Source organism: Spirillospora sp. CA-108201 (genome assembly GCF_050936235.1).
GTDB lineage: Bacteria > Actinomycetota > Actinomycetes > Streptosporangiales > Streptosporangiaceae > Spirillospora.
In genome coordinates this window covers 5,730,257-5,745,992 of the sequence record NZ_JBNJNE010000001.1, presented here as the reverse complement: position 1 = coordinate 5,745,992, position 15,736 = coordinate 5,730,257, and the positions used below count along the sequence as shown (strand labels likewise).

Sequence of the window (15,736 nt, the reverse complement as noted above, 5' to 3'; positions counted from 1 at the left end):
CAACGCTACCCGGCACCGCCCGGCCGAAGCGGGCGAATCGATGATGATCGTGGAATACCGGTGCTAATGACGGGACGTCAGGTCACCTGCGCGAACGCTCCAGCGCGTCCCAGAAGCCGCGGCGCAGGGCGTGGCGGACCTCGTCGTGCAGGAGGAAGTCTATGGGCAGCGAGGAGCCCTGCAGGAGCCGGGCCTCCAGGTCGGACGGCATGCGCGGCTTGCGGGCGAGGACGGCCTCCAGCCACAGCGCGGGGGCGTCGCGGGCGACGGACTCGCCGAAGTCCTGGCCTTCCTGATGGGCGGCCTTGACGGCGTCCGAGAGGCTCGGCGTCTGCTGCACCGGGAGGGGGGAGATCTGCTGCGGGCCGGTGTAGGGGCCGTGCTGGCCGCCGGACGGCGCCGTCTGCGACGGGACGGTCTGCGGCGGAGGCGGCGGGGAGGGCGCCGGGATGGGGGAGGAGGTGTACTGCGGGCTGGGGGCCGGCGGCGGCGGGGACGGGGCCTGCGTCGAGGACGGCCCGGCCGCCGGGGCCGGGTGCGGCGGGAGCGGCAGCGCGCCGGAGCCGTAGGACGATCCGGCGAGCCCGCCGCCGGTGCCGCCGGGCAGCGGCATGGGGCCGGTGCCGACGCCGGGGCCGGCCGGGGAGGACGCGCCGCCCAGCCCGCCGGTCATGGCCGGGCCGAGGTCGCGGACGGCCGGGGACGGGGCGGGCGTCGCGGGCGGGATGCTCAGCGGGGACGCGGGGGGCGGCCCGTGGTTCGAGCCGGTCTGGAGCGGGCCGAGCGGGGCGGCGTGCCCGTTCGTGGCGCCGTGCCCGTTGGACAGCGGGCTCGTCCCGAGCGAGGAGCCCCCGTCGACGCCGGCGAGCAGGTTGACGTAGGGGCGCAGGTGGCCGGAGCCGATCTCGATGAGGTCGTCGCACTCCTGGCGCAGCACCCGGGAGATCGTCCAGTTGCCGTCGACGGCGACGTGCACGACCGTGACGCGGACGCCGAGGTCCTGGGCGTCGGCGACGGCCTGGGCGAGGTCCTCGTCGCCGCTGACCACGACGGCGTCGGCGAGCGCGGAGTTGCGGGCCAGGGTCATCAGGTCGCGGTGGATCTCGGTGTCGACGCCCTCGCGGCGGCCGGGGCGGATCCGGCCGAGCCGCAGCTTGAGGCCGGGCAGGTCGGCCAGCGCGTCGTGTTCGGGGTTGCGGCGCCCCTCGACCGTCGCCTCGTACCAGTAGCAGCGCAGCAACGGCATGCCGGTGCGTTCCCTCGCGAGGTTGCCGAGGAGTTGCAGGAGGCCGCCGAAATCCCACGAGACGGTCTCGCGATGGCGCGTGCCGTGTACCGCCATGGCACCGTCCGCCAGCAGGTAGCCGGCGTCCACGAACAGCGCGCAGCGATCCATGCGGCACCGTCCTTCCTCAACACGGGAGCTCACAGCGTGCCCATTTCGGCGTAGCGGCACCGGGCGCTTATAGCGTAGTGAAGCCCGTCTGCCCGGCAGGCCGTTACGGCGATTCGCCACTCTTTCATGGCAAGCCGTCGGTTGGCGACTCCTCGGTAACAAGGAATGGGGAGCCGCGGCGGACGCTACCAGCCCTTCGGGCTCCGTCCGACCCATCCGAAGGATCTTTACGGGAAGAATCAGGAGCGGGTTCGGTCCAGGCGTGCCCGCGACCCTCGCTTCAACCCCGGATGGCGGCCGTGACCGTGCGCGGCGCCGGAGGAGGCGGCGCGGTTCCGTATGGAGCGGAGATCGCCGACCGGCGTGTCGATGTCGAGGTGGACGCGCACCTCGGTCGACAGCAGCGGCACCCGCAGATCGATGTGGACCAGCAGTCCTCCCGGGAATTCGATGGGTTCGGGCGCCTTCGGGTGGGGCGCGGCGGGCTTGATCACGTGCGGCGGCCTCGCCCGGGGCTTCGGCGCTGGGCGGGGCGGCCTCGCCCGGGGTTCTGCCGCCGGGCGGACGGGAACGCGCCGCTTCGCGAGCGGCTTGGGGGCGGGCGGCCTGGCCGCGGGCGGCTTCGCGGCGGTCGGACGGGCGGCGGCCGGGGCGGCCGGCTCGGCGGCGGGCGGCGGTGTGCGCGGTGCAGGCCGCTCGTCGGACACGAGCGTCAGGGTGAGCGCCATGGTCCCGGCGACGGCCACCACGGTCCCGGCGAACATCTGCTGCTGCCGCCTGGGCAGGTGCCGCACCCACAGGAAGAAGCCGGCTCTGGACGCCAGGTAGGCGGTGCTCGCCGAGCCCAGGACCAGCGGGCCGATGACGTCGCGCAGGGCGGTGTTCACCTGCGCGAGCTCCCCGTGGAGGCCCTTGCAGCGCTTGCAGCCGTCCAGATGCCGCTTGACCCGGCGGGAGTCGCGGCCCGGCAGCGCCTCGCGGACGTAGGCGCCGAGCTTGTCGAGGACGGGACGGCAGACGTCGTCGGCGTCGAGGCCGACCATGTGCATCCGGAGGTAGGCCTGCCGCAGCCCCTCGCGGGCCCGGTAGGCGAGCGCGGCGGCGCCGTTCGCGGTCAGGCCGAGGATGGGGGCGACGTCGGCGGGCTTCCCGTCCTCGATCTCGGTGTGCCAGAGGACGGTCCGCCACCGCTCGGGCAGCGACAGGAACGCCCGCGCGACCATCGAACGTTCCAGCTCCTCGACCGCGGGGTCGTCGTAGGGCTCCGCGACGTCGTACGCCTGGATGTCGCCGGTGTGGTGGACGCGCCGGTCGGCGCGCTGCCGGTCGTAGACCGTCCGCCGCACCGCCGTGAGCAGGTAGGGCCGGAACCCGGAGTCGGGCCCGCCGCCGCGCTTGAGCACGGCGAGGACCTTGGCGAACGCGTCCTGGACGGCGTCCTCCGCGGCGTCGCGCCCGGCCAGATGGTTCGCGAGCCCGCGCGCGGCGGGCAGGTGGCGCTCGTAGAGCGTTCCGTAGGCGGCGTCGTCGCCCTCGCGGGTCCGGGAGATGAGCGCGGCATCGCTGGGGCCGGCGTCGCCCGCCTCCGTCACGTCGTCGTCCCCTGGCTCCATGCTTGCTGATTGTGACTGATTGACCACCTGTTGTCGCTCATTTTGGTCACAGATGTCTGCGCGAGTCGCGTCATAGCCGGGACACCGCGCCGTTGGAGGGGTGTGGACGGCGTCTTGGGCGGGGCCGTCCACGCGGCGGGTGCGTTCGTTTCATCGAGGGGGTGAGACGAACGCACCCGTCCGTCAGGTGATGCCCGCGCGCCCCATCTCGGACATCGTGCCGCTGGTCCCGGGCGTCTCCCAGCGCACGCCGCACTCGCGCCCGGACAGCTCGACGGTGGCGATGGCGTTGTCGAACCAGGGGCCGTTCGTCATCCGCCACCTGATCGGCGGGGCGGGCACCTTCGCCAGCTTCGCCAGGAAGCGGAACGGCCGGCCGGCGGTGCGCGAGTAGGCGATGCGGTTCGCCCACCTGAACTTGCCCTCCAGCGGGTTGCGCAGGGGCGAGCAGACGATCTGGGTGATCTTCGACTGGGTGGCGGGCCGGGTGATCCGCGCCAGGTAGGAGTAGTGGATGTCGCCGGACAGGAACGAGATGCTCGCGGGCGCCGGGCCGCGCTCCCCGCGCCCGACGGCGACGACGCCGGCGGCGATGGCGCGGAACGACCGCTCGAACGCGGCCCAGTGCTCCAGGTCGGCGGCCTGGCGGATCTTCTCGCCGACCGCCGCGCCGCGCCTGCCCCACGCGCCCTCGGCGACGGCCTCGTTCCACGACTCGGCGTGGTGGATCGCCATGGGCAGCAGGTAGGGGAGCGAGCTGGCGATGAGCAGGTGGTCCATGCCGCCCTGGCACCGGCCGTCGAGCCACGCGAACTCGTCGTCGTCGAGCATGCCGCGCCGGTCGGCCGTGAGCAGGCGGGAGCACCGGCTGTCGACGACGATCAGGCGCGTGCCGGCCCAGTCGTGGGCGTAGCTCCAGCGCATGGTCTCGGGGTGCCTGTCGGCCTTCTCGGCGAACGCGTCCAGGACGTCGCCCGCGTCGCCGGTCTCGTCGGAGGCCGTCCGGACGGCCTCGAAGACGGGGTCGGACGCCCGGTCCTGTGGCGACATGTTCCCGAGGTGCTGGTAGATCCAGTACGACCCGATGCCGCCCGTGATGCGGGCCTTCCACCAGGGCTGGGCCCACATCTCCTGGCGCCAGGAGTAGGAGGTGTTCCAGTCGTCCCGGATGTCGTGGTCGTCGAAGATCGTGAACGTGGGGACGGTGGACAGCAGCCACCGGACCGCCGGGTCGTCGTGCCAGGCCAGCTTGTAGAGCTGGGTGTAGTCCTCGTAGTCGGCGACCTCGCCGTCGGGCGGGGAGCCCGGGGCGCGGCGGCCGCTGATGAACTCGCGCATCTGGGGGGTCAGCTCGTCGGCGTACACCTGGTCGCCGACCATGAGCAGGACGTCCGGCCAGACGGTGTCCTCCCCGCCCGTCCGGAGCCTGTCGGCGAACGCGGTGAGGGCGTCGTGCCCGTACTCCTCCACGGTGCCGGGCGAGCGGCGGCAGGAGCCGAAGGAGATGCGCAGCTCGCCGTGCTCGCGCAGGGTCCTGATGTGGGACGGGGGGAAGCCCGCGCCCGCCTCGGGCCAGACGGTCTCGCCGTCGGCGACCACCTCGTACGGGATCCGCGCCCCGGGCGCGAGCCCGTCGATCTCGACGACGGCGTAGTGGTGGCCGTGCGCGGTGAACGTGCGGGCGGCGGCGTCCAGGTCCTGCTCGCGGTTGACGATCCTGACCTCGCACGGGCGATCGGTCTCCACCCAGATCGTCGCGGTGCGGTGGCTCACGTGCCGGAGGTGGGGGCCGAGTACCAAAGCGGTCATAGGACGCCTCTCTAGCGGACGGGCGCCCCCCATGTCCAACGCGCGGCGTCCCGCGTGTCCATCGCGCGGCGTCCCGCGTTTACATCGCGCGGCGTCCCGCGTTTACATCGCGCGGCGTCCCGCGGTGCGGCCCGGTCGCACGACGTTCATGCGACCGGGCCGCGAGGCGGTGAGGGCGGCGGGAGGGAGGCCGCCCCCACCTCGCTCAGGAGGAGACGGCGCACCGGCCCCGGTCGGCGCGGCGCGGCCCCTCGCCGAGCAGCAGGGACGCCTGCTCGCCGCTGTAGCCGAAGGTCTTGAGGTACTCGACGGCGTTGAGGCAGGCGTTGCGGTAGGCGACGGTGGCGTCGTTGTAGAGGTTGGTGTCGGGTTGTTGGTGACGCCGTACTTCTCCATGCCGCCCTTGATCAGGTCGACGTGGAGGCGTCGGCCGGGAGGAGCCGGCCCTGCTGCGCGCCCTGATCACCCGCATGTCCGCCCAGCTCGCCTGAGGTCAGCGGGAGCCCAGGACCTCGTCCTCCTTCTCCGGTGCCAGGCCGACGACGGGACGGTCGGGGCGCTGCGGAGCGGTGCCGCCGATCGACCGGAGCCAGGCCCAGGTGTCCGCGACCGTCTCCCGGACGGGCCTGCACCGAAGCCCCGTGGAGAGCGCCTTGCCGACGTCGCCCCGATGCAGGGTGTCGTAAGCCTCCCCAGGCGGGAGCCAGGCGGGAAGGTCGGTCCACGGCTCGATCCCCGCTGCCAGGATCGTTTCCGGGTCCGTCCAGACGAGGTCCGCGCTCGACCCCGTGACGTCGACGCAGGCTTGGAGCAACCCGCTCATCGTCGTGTGGCCGGGAGGGCTGACCAGGTCGTAGGGCCCGCCGAGCCCGCGCTCGACGGCGTCCAGGGTCCAGACGGCGAGGTCCCGCACGTCGATGTACTGGAGGCCGGCGTCGCGCGGGCCGGGGGCCAGGACGTCGCCGCCCCGGGCCATGCGCGTCAGCCACCAGGGCAGGCGCCCGATGTTCTCGTACGGGCCCAGGATGAGGCCCGCCCGCACCAGGAGGGCGTCGTCTCCGTACGCGTCGAGTGCCGCCAGTTCCCCGCCGCGCTTCGTCGCCGCGTAGTCGACCTCGCCGTCGTCCGGGGAGCCGTCGACCACCTCGGCTTCTTCGCCGAGCCCGGACGGCTCCGGAAACCGGTACACCGAACGGCTGGAGATGTAGACGTAGCGCGCGACGCGCCCGTCGAGCAGGCGCGCCGAGTCGCGGACGGCGGTCGGCGGGCCGGACCAGGTGTCGACGACGGCGTCCCATTCCCCGTCCTCAAGCGCTTTGAGGCCACCCTCCTCGGCGCGGTCGCCGTGCAACGACCGGGCGCCCTGGGGCGGCTCATGGCGCCCTCTGTGGAAGACCGTGACGTCCCAGCCGCGAGCCAGAGCCTCTTCGGTGACGGCCCGTCCGACGAACTCCGTCCCGCCCAGCATCAGAAGCCTCATGGGAGAACTCTGCCTTCTGTACGTTCTGTACGGAATGCCTGCACGTTCACAGCGCAAGCAGCCGCCGCGACACCGTGGGGCGCGATTGCGGACGACCCCCAATCGGCGGCGCGGCGGGAGCCGATTCCGGGGGCGGCGCCTCGCACCGATCCTGACCGCCCGCCATACCGGGCGGTATTTATACCCCATGCATGATTGTCTAGCGAAATTTACGGATTGGCGTTGCGGGCGGCAATGCTCTGGCTATGGTCGAGTTCTTGCAACTCTCATTCGGTGGGGAAATGAGCTTGGGCATTGACGGATGCCTCGCGTCGATGATGACCATTCCGGGTGCGCGGCGGGTCACGCTGGTCGACTGCGCCAGCGGGCTCGCCGTGGCGGCGGCCGGCCGGGAGGACGTCCTCGACCAGCACGAGGACGCGGCCGGCGCGACCGACGTGGTGCGGGCGGTGCTGGCGTCGCCGGCGCTCAGCGCCACCGCGGCGGGGGACGACGTCGAGGAGATCATCGTTTGCGGAACGGACGGATATCACCTGCTGGCCCTTGCCGGAGCGAATCTCGACGGACATCTCTTCGTCCATTTGCTGCTCGACCGGGAAAAGGGCAACATCGCGCTCGCCCGGCACCGCATGCGCGGCCTCCTCGGCGAGATCACGGGCGGGTGACATGGCGGACGGAGACGCGCAGTGGGTCGCCGGAGCCCTGGCGGCCCTGGAACGGGAGAAGGCCACCGGCCTGCTGCGGGTGGGAGGCGAGGGCGCGTTCCACGTCGACCGCGGGGCCGTCACGCTCGCCGAGAGCCGGCACACGCCGGGGCCCGGCGACCTCCCGGACGGGCCCGACCCGGAACTGGCGGCGCTGCTCGCGATGTTCGACGCGGCCTGCCTCCTGCTCACCTCGCGGGCCGAGCCGGCGTTCACCGAGGGACCGCCGGGCGGCGGCCCCCGGCGGGTCACCGTGGCGACGCTCGTCCACGAGCAGCGCCGCCGCCGCGCCCTCCTCGACGCCGCCTGGCCCGACGGGAGCGTGGACGCCGCGCCGGTGGTGCCGGTCCGGCGCGTCAGGCGGCAGCGGGTCATCCTGACCGGTCTCCAGGCGGAGATCCTGCTCAACGCCGACGGCCGGCGCACCCCCGCGCAACTGGCCCGCGAGCTCGGGCGGACGGTGTTCGCGTGCCTGCTCGCCGTGCGCGGGCTCGCCGCGGCGTCGCTGGTGCGGACCGGCCCGCCGGACGGGCCGGGCGTCGAGGCGGGCGCGGCGCCCGTCCGGGACGAGGTCCCCGCCGACTGGGCGCCCGCGGACCACGACCTGCTCGTCCGGCTCCACGCGGCGCTGGTGGAGCTCCGCTGACCGTGCTGGGGACCGAGTGGCTCACTTGATCGAAAGGCTGGCGAAGGTGGCGAAACGAGCGGGGGCGGGCATGCCGGCCGCCGGGTCGGGTCCACCGGCCGCGGGGGCCGCGGCGGTGCGGGCGACCGAGCAGGCGGTGGCGGCCGAGCTGAGGTCGCTGCGGGGCCGTGTCCCGCAGCTGGGCGGGAGCCTCGTGGCCTCGGTGGACGGGCTGCTCATCGCGCACGACCTGCCCGCGGCGGTCGAACCCGCCGGGATGGCGGCCGTGACGGCGACGGGCCTGTCGCTCGCGCACCGGATCGCGCAGACCGCGCACGGCGGCGCCTTCCACGAGGTCGTGATCCGCGGCGTGGACGGCTACGTCGTCATCTACTCCGCCGGACCCACCGCGTCCCTCACCGTCCTCGCCGATCCGGACGTCAACGTGGGCCGCCTCCACCTGGAGTCACGGCCCGCCGCCCGCGCCGTCGCCGCCTGCCTCACCGGCACGCGCCGCCCCTGACGGCACGGCGCCCGCGACGGCGAGGCGTTCACGACGACCAAGCATCCACAACAGCGAAAGGGGAGTAACCATGTCCAACCTCGATCTCGCCCTCAAGGACATGATGACGATCGACGGGGCCATCGGCGTCGCCGTCGTCGACTACAACAGCGGGATGGCGCTCGGCCAGCTCGGCAGCTCCAAGTCCCTCGACCTCCAGGTCGCGGCCGCCGGGAACACCGAGGTGGTGCGCGCCAAGCTCCGCACGATGGACCAGCTCGGCATCCAGGAGGAGATCGAGGACATCCTCATCAGCATCTCCAGCCAGTACCACGTCATCCGGCCGGTCACCGGCCGCAAGGGCAAGGGCCTGTTCCTCTACATGGCCCTCGACCGCACCCGCGGCAACCTGGCGCTGGCCCGCCACCGCCTCCGCGAGATCGAGGAGAACCTCGAAGTCTGACCCACCACGGAGTCCGACGCACCACAAGTCCGACGCACCACGGAGGCGGCCCCGGGAGATCTCCCGGGGCCGCCTCCGGCGGTCATTTCGTCAGGTCCAGCCGTCCCGGCGGCCGGCCCGGCGTCCGGCTCGACGGCTGGACGGTCAGCCGGTCGGCGGCCTCGTCCAGATCGACGACCACCTCGTCGCCGTCGCGGACCTCGCCGGACAGCAGCTCGCGGGCGAGCTGGTCGCCGATCGCCGTCTGCACGAGGCGGCGCAGCGGCCGCGCGCCGTACAGCGGGTCGTAGCCGGTCAGCGCCAGCCACTCGCGGGCCGCGGGCGTGACCCGCAGCGCGAGCTGCCGGTCGGCGAGGCGGTCGGCCAGCCGGTCCACCTGGAGGTCGACGATGCGGGTCAGCTCGTCGGTCGACAGGGCGTCGAACAGGATCACGTCGTCGAGGCGGTTGAGGAACTCCGGCTTGAACGAGTTCCGGACGGCGTTCCACACCGCCTCCCGCTTGGCCCCGTTCTCCAGCGTCGGGTCGACGAGGAACTGCGACCCGATGTTGGAGGTGAGGATCAGGATCGTGTTGCGGAAGTCGACCGTGCGGCCCTGGCCGTCGGTGAGGCGGCCGTCGTCCAGCACCTGGAGCAGGATGTCGAAGACCTCCGGGTGCGCCTTCTCCACCTCGTCCAGCAGCACCACCGAGTACGGCCGGCGCCGGACGGCCTCGGTGAGCTGGCCGCCCTCCTCGTAGCCGACGTATCCGGGTGGCGCGCCGACCAGGCGGGCGACGCTGTGCTTCTCGGAGTACTCGCTCATGTCGATGCGGGTCATCGCCCGCTCGTCGTCGAACAGGAACTCCGCGAGCGCCTTCGCCAGCTCCGTCTTGCCGACGCCCGTCGGGCCGAGGAACAGGAACGATCCGGTCGGGCGGTCGGGGTCGGAGATGCCCGCGCGGGCGCGGCGCACCGCGTCCGACACCGTGCGGACCGCGGCCTCCTGCCCGATCAGCCGCGTGCCGAGCTCGTCCTCCATGCGCAGCAGCTTCGCGGTCTCGCCTTCGAGCAGCCGCCCCGCCGGGATGCCCGTCCAGGACGCGACCACGTCGGCGACGTCGTCCGGGCCGACCTCCTCCTTGACCATCGTGCCGCGGGTCTCGGTCGCCTCCGACGCCTCCTCCAGCTGCTTCTCCAGCTCCGGGATCTCGCCGTAGACGAGCCGCGAGGACCTCTCCAGGTCGCCGTCGCGCTCGGCCCGCGCCGCCTCGCCGCGCAGCTGGTCGATCCGCTCCTTGATCTCGCCGACCCGGTTCAGCTCCGCCTTCTCCCGCTCCCAGCGGGCGTTCAGGCCGCTCAGCTGCTCCTGCCGGTCGGCGAGGTCGGCGCGGAGCCGTTCGAGGCGCTGCCGGGACGCCTCGTCGGTCTCCTTCTCCAGGTTCATCTGCTCCATCTTCAGCCGGTCGACGGCGCGCTGCAGCTCGTCGACCTCGACCGGCCGGGAGTCGATCTCCATGCGCAGCCGGGACGCGGCCTCGTCCACCAGGTCGATCGCCTTGTCCGGCAGGAACCGTGAGGTGATGTAGCGGTCGGACAGCGTCGCCGCCGCCACCATCGCCGAGTCGTTGATCTGCACCTTGTGGTGCGCCTCGTAGCGGCCCTTCAGCCCGCGCAGGATCGCGATCGTGTCCTCGACGGTCGGCTCCCCGACGAACACCTGCTGGAACCGGCGCTCCAGGGCGGCGTCCTTCTCGATGCGCTCCCGGTACTCGTCCAGCGTCGTCGCGCCGATCATCCGCAGCTCGCCGCGGGCCAGCATCGGCTTCAGCATGTTGCCCGCGTCCATCGCGCCCTCGGCCGCGCCCGCCCCGACGACGGTGTGCAGCTCGTCGATGAACGTGACGACCTGCCCCTCGCTCTTCCTGATCTCGTTCAGGACGGCCTTCAGCCGCTCCTCGAACTCGCCGCGGTACTTCGCGCCCGCGACCATCGCGCCGAGGTCCAGCGAGACCAGCCGCTTGCCGCGCAGCGACTCGGGGACGTCGCCCGCGACGATCCGCTGCGCCAGGCCCTCCACCACGGCCGTCTTGCCGACGCCGGGCTCGCCGATCAGCACCGGGTTGTTCTTCGTCCGGCGCGACAGCACCTGGATCACCCGGCGGATCTCCGGGTCGCGGCCGATGACCGGGTCGAGCCGGCCGTCGCGGGCCGCCGCCGTCAGGTCGACGCCGTACTTCTCCAGCGACTGGTAGGTGCCCTCGGGGTTCTCGCTGGTGACGCGGGCGTGGCCGCGCACCTTCTCGAACGCCTCCAGCAGCGCCTCCGGCGTCGCGCCGAACTCCTTCAGCAGGCCCGCCGCCGGACCGCCGTCCGCCGCCAGCCCCACCAGCAGGTGCTCGGTCGAGACGTACTCGTCCTCCAGCTGCTTCGCGCGGGCCGCCGCCGTGTTGACCGACCGCTGGAGCTGGCCGGACAGCCGCGGCGTCGCCACCGTCGACCCCTGCGCCTTCGGCATCGCCGCGAGCTGCTCCTCCGCCCGCCGCCGGATCACCTGCCAGTCGGCGCCGACCGCCTCCAGCAGCGGCACCGCCGTCCCGTCCGGCAACCCGATCAGCGCCACCAGCAGGTGCTGCGGGTCGACCTCCGGGTGCCCCTCGGCCGCCGCCCTGCGGACCGCGATCGACAGCGCCTCCTGGCTCTTCTGCGTCAGCTTGTAGTCCATCGCCCCACCCCGTGCTCTGCTCCTTCTGGGGGACGGCCCCCAGACTCCCGTCGGGTCAGTCCGAGTTGCGCTCGTGCCACACGACGACGCTCGTGTGCCTGATGGGCACGAGGTCGGCGCCGGGGGTGCCGCCCGGTTCGCCGTGCCGCCGCTGCTGCGCCAGCCGCGCCGCGACCGCGCGCGTCGATTCGAGTTCGTTGGCGAGTTCCTCCAGCGCCGCGTGCGCCTTGGCGAGCTCCTCCCGGAGCAGCACGTTGTCGCGCTGCAGCTCCAGGATGTGCTTGATGCCGGACAGGTTGACGCCCTCCTCCTGGGAGAGCCGCTGGATCTCGCGGAGCATCACGATGTCCCGCATCGAGTAGCGGCGCCCCCGGCCGGCCGTCCGGCCGGGCGACACCAGGCCCATCCGGTCGTAGGTGCGCAGCGTCTGCGGGTGCAGCCCGGACAGCTGCGCCGCCACGGAGATCACGTAGACCGGAGTGTCGTCGCCGAAGGGATCCATGAAGATCACTCCTGTCTGGCCTGCTGGAGGAGGTCGGCGCGCAGGTCGTCGCCCGCGCCCGCCGTGCGCAGCCGGTCGAGCGCCTCGCGCGCCTGCTCGTCGAGCTTCTGCGGGACGTGCACGTCGACGGTGACCAGCAGGTCGCCCTTCGTGCCGTCGCGGCGCGGCGCGCCCCGGCCCTTCACGCGGAACTTGCGGCCGTTCGGGGTGCCCTCGGGCAGCTTCAGCGTGACCGGCTGCCCCTGGAAGGTCGGCACCCGGATCTCGCCGCCGAGCGCCGCCTCGGGGAAGGTCACCGGGACGGTCAGCGTCAGGTTGTCGCCGCTGCGACCGAACACCTGGTGCGGCAGCACCTTGATGTTCACGTACAGGTCGCCGGCCGGGCCGCCGTTCTCGCCGGGCGCGCCCTTGCCCTTCAGCCGGATCTTCTGCCCGTCCGCGACGCCCGCCGGGATGCGGGCCTGGATGGTCCGGGTGCCGGTCGCGCGGCCGCTGCCGTGGCAGATCGGGCACGGGTCGTCGACGACGAGGCCCCGGCCGCGGCACTCCTTGCACGGCTCCTGGAAGCCGAAGTTGCCGAGGTTGCGGGTCTCGTGCCCGGTGCCCTCGCAGCTCGGGCACACCCGCGGCACGGTGCCGGCCTTGGCGCCCGTCCCGCGGCAGCCGTTGCAGGCCGCCTCGCTGGTCAGCTTGATCGGCACGGTGACGCCGTTCATCGCGCGGCCGAACGACAGGGTCACCTCGGTCTCGACGTCCGCGCCGCGCCGCGCGCGCCGCGTCCCCGTCGTGCGGGTGCCGGCACCGCCGCCGCCGCGCCCGCCGAACAGGCCGCCGAACAGGTCGCCGATGCGCTCCCCGGCGCCGCCCGGCTGCGTCCCGCCGCCGGTCTGGCCGAACAGGTCGCCGAGGTCGAATCCGAACCCGCCGCCCTGCTGGCCGCGGAAACCGCCCGGCATCGAGCGCACCGCGTCGTACTCCTTGCGGCGCTTCCCGTCGGACAGGACGTCGTAGGCCTCCGAGACCTCCTTGAAGCGGTCCTCCGCCTCGGCGTCGCCCTTGTTGGCGTCCGGGTGGTACTTGCGGGCCAGCTTCCGGTAGGACTTCTTGATCTCCTCCTGGGAGGCCGTCTTCGCGACACCGAGGACCTTGTAGTAGTCCTTCTCCAGGTAGTCCTTGGTGCTCACGGCGCCCCGCCTTCTGCTATCGCCACTTGCCACATGTCTTCAGGCCCCTGCGGGGCCCGCCCTCGCGGGCGGGCCCCCTGGGGATCATTCGCCCGGTTCGTCGTCCGCCTCGCCCGGCCCGTCGCCGGACTCGCCGGCCGCGGAGTCCGGGTCGGGGTCGGCCACCGCCACGCGGGCGGGCCGCAGGACCCGCTCGCCGATCCGGTAGCCGGGCTGGAGGACGTCGGTGACGCTCGTCTCGGTCACGTCGGCCGAGAGCGAGTGCATCAGCGCCTCGTGCACGACCGGGTCGAAGGGCTCGCCCTTCTCCCCGTACCGCTCCAGGCCGAGCTTGCCGGTGACCGCCTCAAGGCTCTCCGCGACGGACTTGAACCCGCCGGTGAGCTCCTCGTGGTCACGGGCGCGGCCGATGTCGTCCAGCACCGGGAGCAGCTCGGACAGCACCTGCCCGAGGGCCTGCTCGCGGACCGCGACCCGGTCGCGCTCGACGCGCTTGCGGTAGTTGTCGTACTCGGCCTTCAGGCGCTGGAGGTCGGCGAGCCGCTCCGCCAGCTGGGTCTTCAGCGAGGAGTCCTCGCCCGTGGCCTTGGCGCCGCCCCCGCCCACCGGGGCCTCCGGGGCCTGCGAGGACTCCCCCGCCTGCGCCCGGACCTCCCCCGTCTCGGGATCGATGCGCCGCTTGTCGCGGATCACCGGGCCCTCCTTCTCCTCGCCCCCGTTGGGAGAGGACGTCACGATGCATCACCCTTCGGCTTGTCCTCGTCCACGATCTCGGCGTCGACGACCTCGTCGTCCTGCGGCTCGCCGCCCTGGGTGCCGGCCGTCGGGCCGTGGTCCTCGGCGCCGGCCTGCGCGCCCTCGGGGTTCTGCGCGTACATGGCGGCGCCCATCTTCTGGCTCACCTGCGCGAGCTTCTCGGCGCTGCCCTTGATCGCGTCGACGTCGGTGCCCTCCAGGGCCTTCTTGACCTCGGCGACCGCGTCGCCCACCTCGGTCTTCAGCTCCGCGGGGACCTTCTCGTCGTTCTCCCGCAGGAACTTCTCGGTCGAGTACGCGAGGGTGTCGGCCTGGTTGCGGACCTCGGCCTCCTCCTTGCGCCGGCGGTCCTCCTCGGCGAACTGCTCGGCGTCGCGCATCATCTTCTCGATGTCGTCCTTGGGCAGCGCGCTGCCGCCCGTGATGACCATCGACTGCTCGCGGCCGGTGCCCTGGTCCTTCGCGCTGACGTTCACGATGCCGTTGGCGTCGATGTCGAAGGTGACCTCGATCTGCGGGACGCCGCGCGGCGCCGGCGGCAGACCGGTGAGCTGGAAGGTGCCGAGCTTCTTGTTGTACGCGGCGATCTCGCGCTCGCCCTGGTAGACCTGGATCTCCACGGACGGCTGGTTGTCGTCGGCGGTGGTGAACGTCTCCGACCGCTTGGTCGGGATCGTGGTGTTCCGCTCGATGATCTTGGTGAAGATGCCGCCCTTGGTCTCGATGCCGAGGCTCAGCGGGGTCACGTCCAGCAGCAGGACGTCCTTGACCTCGCCCTTGAGCACGCCGGCCTGGAGGCTGGCGCCGATCGCGACGACCTCGTCGGGGTTGACGCCCTTGTTCGGGTCCTTGCCGCCGGTCAGCTCCTTGACCAGCTCGGAGACGGCGGGCATCCGGGTGGAGCCGCCGACCATGACGACCTGGTCGATCTCGCTCACCGAGATGCCGGCGTCCTTCAGCACCTGCTGGAACGGCGCCTTGGTGCGCTCCAGGAGGTCGGAGGTCATCCGCTGGAACTCGGCGCGGGTGAGCTTCTCGTCCAGGTGCAGCGGGCCCTCGGCGGACGCGGTGATGTAGGGAAGGTTGATCTGCGTCTCGGACGAACCGGACAGCTCGATCTTGGCCTTCTCCGCGGCCTCGCGGAGCCGCTGGAGCGCCATCTTGTCCTTGGACAGGTCGACGCCGTTGGCGTTCTTGAACCGCTCGACCAGCCAGTCGACGACCTTGTTGTCCCAGTCGTCGCCGCCCAGGTGGTTGTCGCCGCTGGTGGCCTTGACCTCGACCACGCCGTCGCCGACCTCCAGCAGGGACACGTCGAACGTGCCGCCGCCGAGGTCGAAGACCAGGATGGTGGCCTCGTTCTCCTTCTCCAGGTGGTACGCCAGCGCCGCCGAGGTCGGCTCGTTGATGATGCGCAGGACGTTCAGCCCCGCGATCTGGCCGGCCTCCTTGGTGGCCTGCCGCTGGTGGTCGGAGAAGTAGGCGGGGACGGTGATGACCGCGTCGGTGACCGTCTCGCCCAGGTAGGACTCGGCGTCCCGCTTGAGCTTCTGCAGCACGAACGCGCTGATCTGCTGCGGGTTGAAGTCCTTGTCGTCGATCTTGGTCTTCCAGTCGGTGCCCATCTCGCGCTTGACCGACCGGATCGTCCGGTCCACGTTGGTCACCGCCTGGCGCTTGGCGACCTCGCCGACCAGGACCTCGCCGTTCTTGGCGAAGGCGACGACGGACGGCGTGGTCCGCGACCCCTCCGCGTTCGCGATGACGGTGGGCTCGCCGCCCTCCAGGATCGCGACGACCGAGTTGGTCGTCCCGAGGTCGATGCCGACCGCACGTGCCATGTTTCTCGTCCTCCGTCGTATCCGGTGTTATCGCAGCCCCGGTCCGCCCCCGAGGCGCGGCCGGTTGAGTCTTCTGCCCGCCAGACTGCCGGGCGACCCTGGTCCTTGTCAAATGACTTGAGTCGAACGGACTCAACTTTGCTGACGACCTCTACAA

Annotated in this window: 14 protein-coding genes; 4 read left to right on the top strand and 10 right to left on the bottom strand. The window is 72.4% G+C overall.

What is annotated here, in order from left to right; translation table 11 throughout:
• Positions 1-82: 82 nt before the first annotated feature.
• The 5 genes from ACQEU6_RS27675 to ACQEU6_RS27655 all read right to left on the bottom strand — a co-directional run bounded on the left by ACQEU6_RS27675 (position 83) and on the right by ACQEU6_RS27655 (position 6,298).
• The gene (locus ACQEU6_RS27675; RefSeq protein WP_499335978.1) at positions 83-1,396 is read right to left on the bottom strand and encodes an NYN domain-containing protein; all 1,314 of its coding nucleotides are present in this window, start codon (positions 1,394-1,396) and stop codon (positions 83-85) included.
• 239 nt (positions 1,397-1,635) lie between these two features.
• Positions 1,636-3,009, bottom strand: a complete 1,374-nt coding sequence (locus ACQEU6_RS27670) for a sigma-70 family RNA polymerase sigma factor (protein WP_499335977.1) — start codon at positions 3,007-3,009, stop codon at positions 1,636-1,638.
• 183 nt (positions 3,010-3,192) lie between these two features.
• Positions 3,193-4,818 (bottom strand): alkaline phosphatase D family protein, encoded by a 1,626-nt coding sequence (locus tag ACQEU6_RS27665; RefSeq protein ID WP_499335976.1) that lies wholly within the window; start codon positions 4,816-4,818, stop codon positions 3,193-3,195.
• A gap of 205 nt (positions 4,819-5,023) precedes the next feature.
• On the bottom strand, positions 5,024-5,290 hold the full coding sequence (locus ACQEU6_RS27660) for an acetamidase/formamidase family protein (protein WP_499335975.1): 267 nt from the start codon (positions 5,288-5,290) through the stop codon (positions 5,024-5,026).
• Positions 5,291-5,311: 21 nt separating this feature from the next.
• A complete protein-coding gene (locus ACQEU6_RS27655; protein WP_499335974.1) occupies positions 5,312-6,298 on the bottom strand; it encodes an NAD-dependent epimerase/dehydratase family protein in 987 nt (328 codons plus the stop codon).
• Between the two features lie 245 nt (positions 6,299-6,543).
• Between ACQEU6_RS27655 and ACQEU6_RS27650 the strand changes: the two genes are divergently transcribed.
• The 4 genes from ACQEU6_RS27650 to ACQEU6_RS27635 all read left to right on the top strand — a co-directional run bounded on the left by ACQEU6_RS27650 (position 6,544) and on the right by ACQEU6_RS27635 (position 8,592).
• Positions 6,544-6,963 (top strand): hypothetical protein, encoded by a 420-nt coding sequence (locus tag ACQEU6_RS27650; RefSeq protein ID WP_499335973.1) that lies wholly within the window; start codon positions 6,544-6,546, stop codon positions 6,961-6,963.
• Between the two features lies 1 nt (position 6,964).
• On the top strand, positions 6,965-7,648 hold the full coding sequence (locus ACQEU6_RS27645) for a hypothetical protein (RefSeq protein ID WP_499335972.1): 684 nt from the start codon (positions 6,965-6,967) through the stop codon (positions 7,646-7,648).
• A 46-nt stretch (positions 7,649-7,694) separates the two neighbouring features.
• Positions 7,695-8,150 carry a roadblock/LC7 domain-containing protein gene (locus tag ACQEU6_RS27640; protein ID WP_499335971.1) on the top strand — a complete coding sequence of 152 codons (456 nt, stop codon included), beginning with the start codon at positions 7,695-7,697 and terminating at the stop codon, positions 8,148-8,150.
• Between the two features lie 70 nt (positions 8,151-8,220).
• Positions 8,221-8,592 (top strand): hypothetical protein, encoded by a 372-nt coding sequence (locus ACQEU6_RS27635; protein WP_499335970.1) that lies wholly within the window; start codon positions 8,221-8,223, stop codon positions 8,590-8,592.
• Positions 8,593-8,674: 82 nt separating this feature from the next.
• On the opposite strand, the gene clpB is transcribed toward ACQEU6_RS27635, so the two are convergent.
• From clpB to dnaK, 5 genes are all read right to left on the bottom strand, one after another.
• Complete coding sequence (gene clpB / locus ACQEU6_RS27630; RefSeq protein ID WP_499335969.1) at positions 8,675-11,296, bottom strand: ATP-dependent chaperone ClpB; 2,622 nt, start codon at positions 11,294-11,296, stop codon at positions 8,675-8,677.
• Positions 11,297-11,351: 55 nt separating this feature from the next.
• Positions 11,352-11,798, bottom strand: a complete 447-nt coding sequence (locus ACQEU6_RS27625) for a heat shock protein transcriptional repressor HspR (protein WP_499335968.1) — start codon at positions 11,796-11,798, stop codon at positions 11,352-11,354.
• A 5-nt stretch (positions 11,799-11,803) separates the two neighbouring features.
• Entirely contained in the window at positions 11,804-12,982 is a 1,179-nt protein-coding gene (dnaJ, locus tag ACQEU6_RS27620) for a molecular chaperone DnaJ (RefSeq protein WP_499335967.1), read from the bottom strand.
• 84 nt (positions 12,983-13,066) lie between these two features.
• A complete protein-coding gene (gene grpE, locus ACQEU6_RS27615; RefSeq protein ID WP_499335966.1) occupies positions 13,067-13,717 on the bottom strand; it encodes a nucleotide exchange factor GrpE in 651 nt (216 codons plus the stop codon).
• Positions 13,714-15,579, bottom strand: coding sequence for a molecular chaperone DnaK (gene dnaK, locus ACQEU6_RS27610; RefSeq protein ID WP_499335965.1), 1,866 nt, complete (start codon positions 15,577-15,579; stop codon positions 13,714-13,716). The genes grpE and dnaK overlap by 4 nt, the downstream gene beginning before the upstream one ends.
• Positions 15,580-15,736 lie beyond the last annotated feature (157 nt).

What these genes read in the sequence shown, in the direction of transcription:
- ACQEU6_RS27675 (WP_499335978.1), bottom strand. Translation starts at nt 1,396, where the DNA reads ATGGATCGCTGCGCGCTGTTCGTGGACGCCGGCTACCTGCTGGCGGAC.
- ACQEU6_RS27670 (WP_499335977.1), bottom strand. Translation starts at nt 3,009, where the DNA reads ATGGAGCCAGGGGACGACGACGTGACGGAGGCGGGCGACGCCGGCCCC.
- ACQEU6_RS27665 (WP_499335976.1), bottom strand. Translation starts at nt 4,818, where the DNA reads ATGACCGCTTTGGTACTCGGCCCCCACCTCCGGCACGTGAGCCACCGC.
- ACQEU6_RS27660 (WP_499335975.1), bottom strand. Translation starts at nt 5,290, where the DNA reads ATGCGGGTGATCAGGGCGCGCAGCAGGGCCGGCTCCTCCCGGCCGACG.
- ACQEU6_RS27655 (WP_499335974.1), bottom strand. Translation starts at nt 6,298, where the DNA reads ATGAGGCTTCTGATGCTGGGCGGGACGGAGTTCGTCGGACGGGCCGTC.
- ACQEU6_RS27650 (WP_499335973.1), top strand. Translation starts at nt 6,544, where the DNA reads ATGGTCGAGTTCTTGCAACTCTCATTCGGTGGGGAAATGAGCTTGGGC.
- ACQEU6_RS27645 (WP_499335972.1), top strand. Translation starts at nt 6,965, where the DNA reads ATGGCGGACGGAGACGCGCAGTGGGTCGCCGGAGCCCTGGCGGCCCTG.
- ACQEU6_RS27635 (WP_499335970.1), top strand. Translation starts at nt 8,221, where the DNA reads ATGTCCAACCTCGATCTCGCCCTCAAGGACATGATGACGATCGACGGG.
- clpB (WP_499335969.1), bottom strand. Translation starts at nt 11,296, where the DNA reads ATGGACTACAAGCTGACGCAGAAGAGCCAGGAGGCGCTGTCGATCGCG.
- ACQEU6_RS27625 (WP_499335968.1), bottom strand. Translation starts at nt 11,798, where the DNA reads ATGGATCCCTTCGGCGACGACACTCCGGTCTACGTGATCTCCGTGGCG.
- dnaK (WP_499335965.1), bottom strand. Translation starts at nt 15,579, where the DNA reads ATGGCACGTGCGGTCGGCATCGACCTCGGGACGACCAACTCGGTCGTC.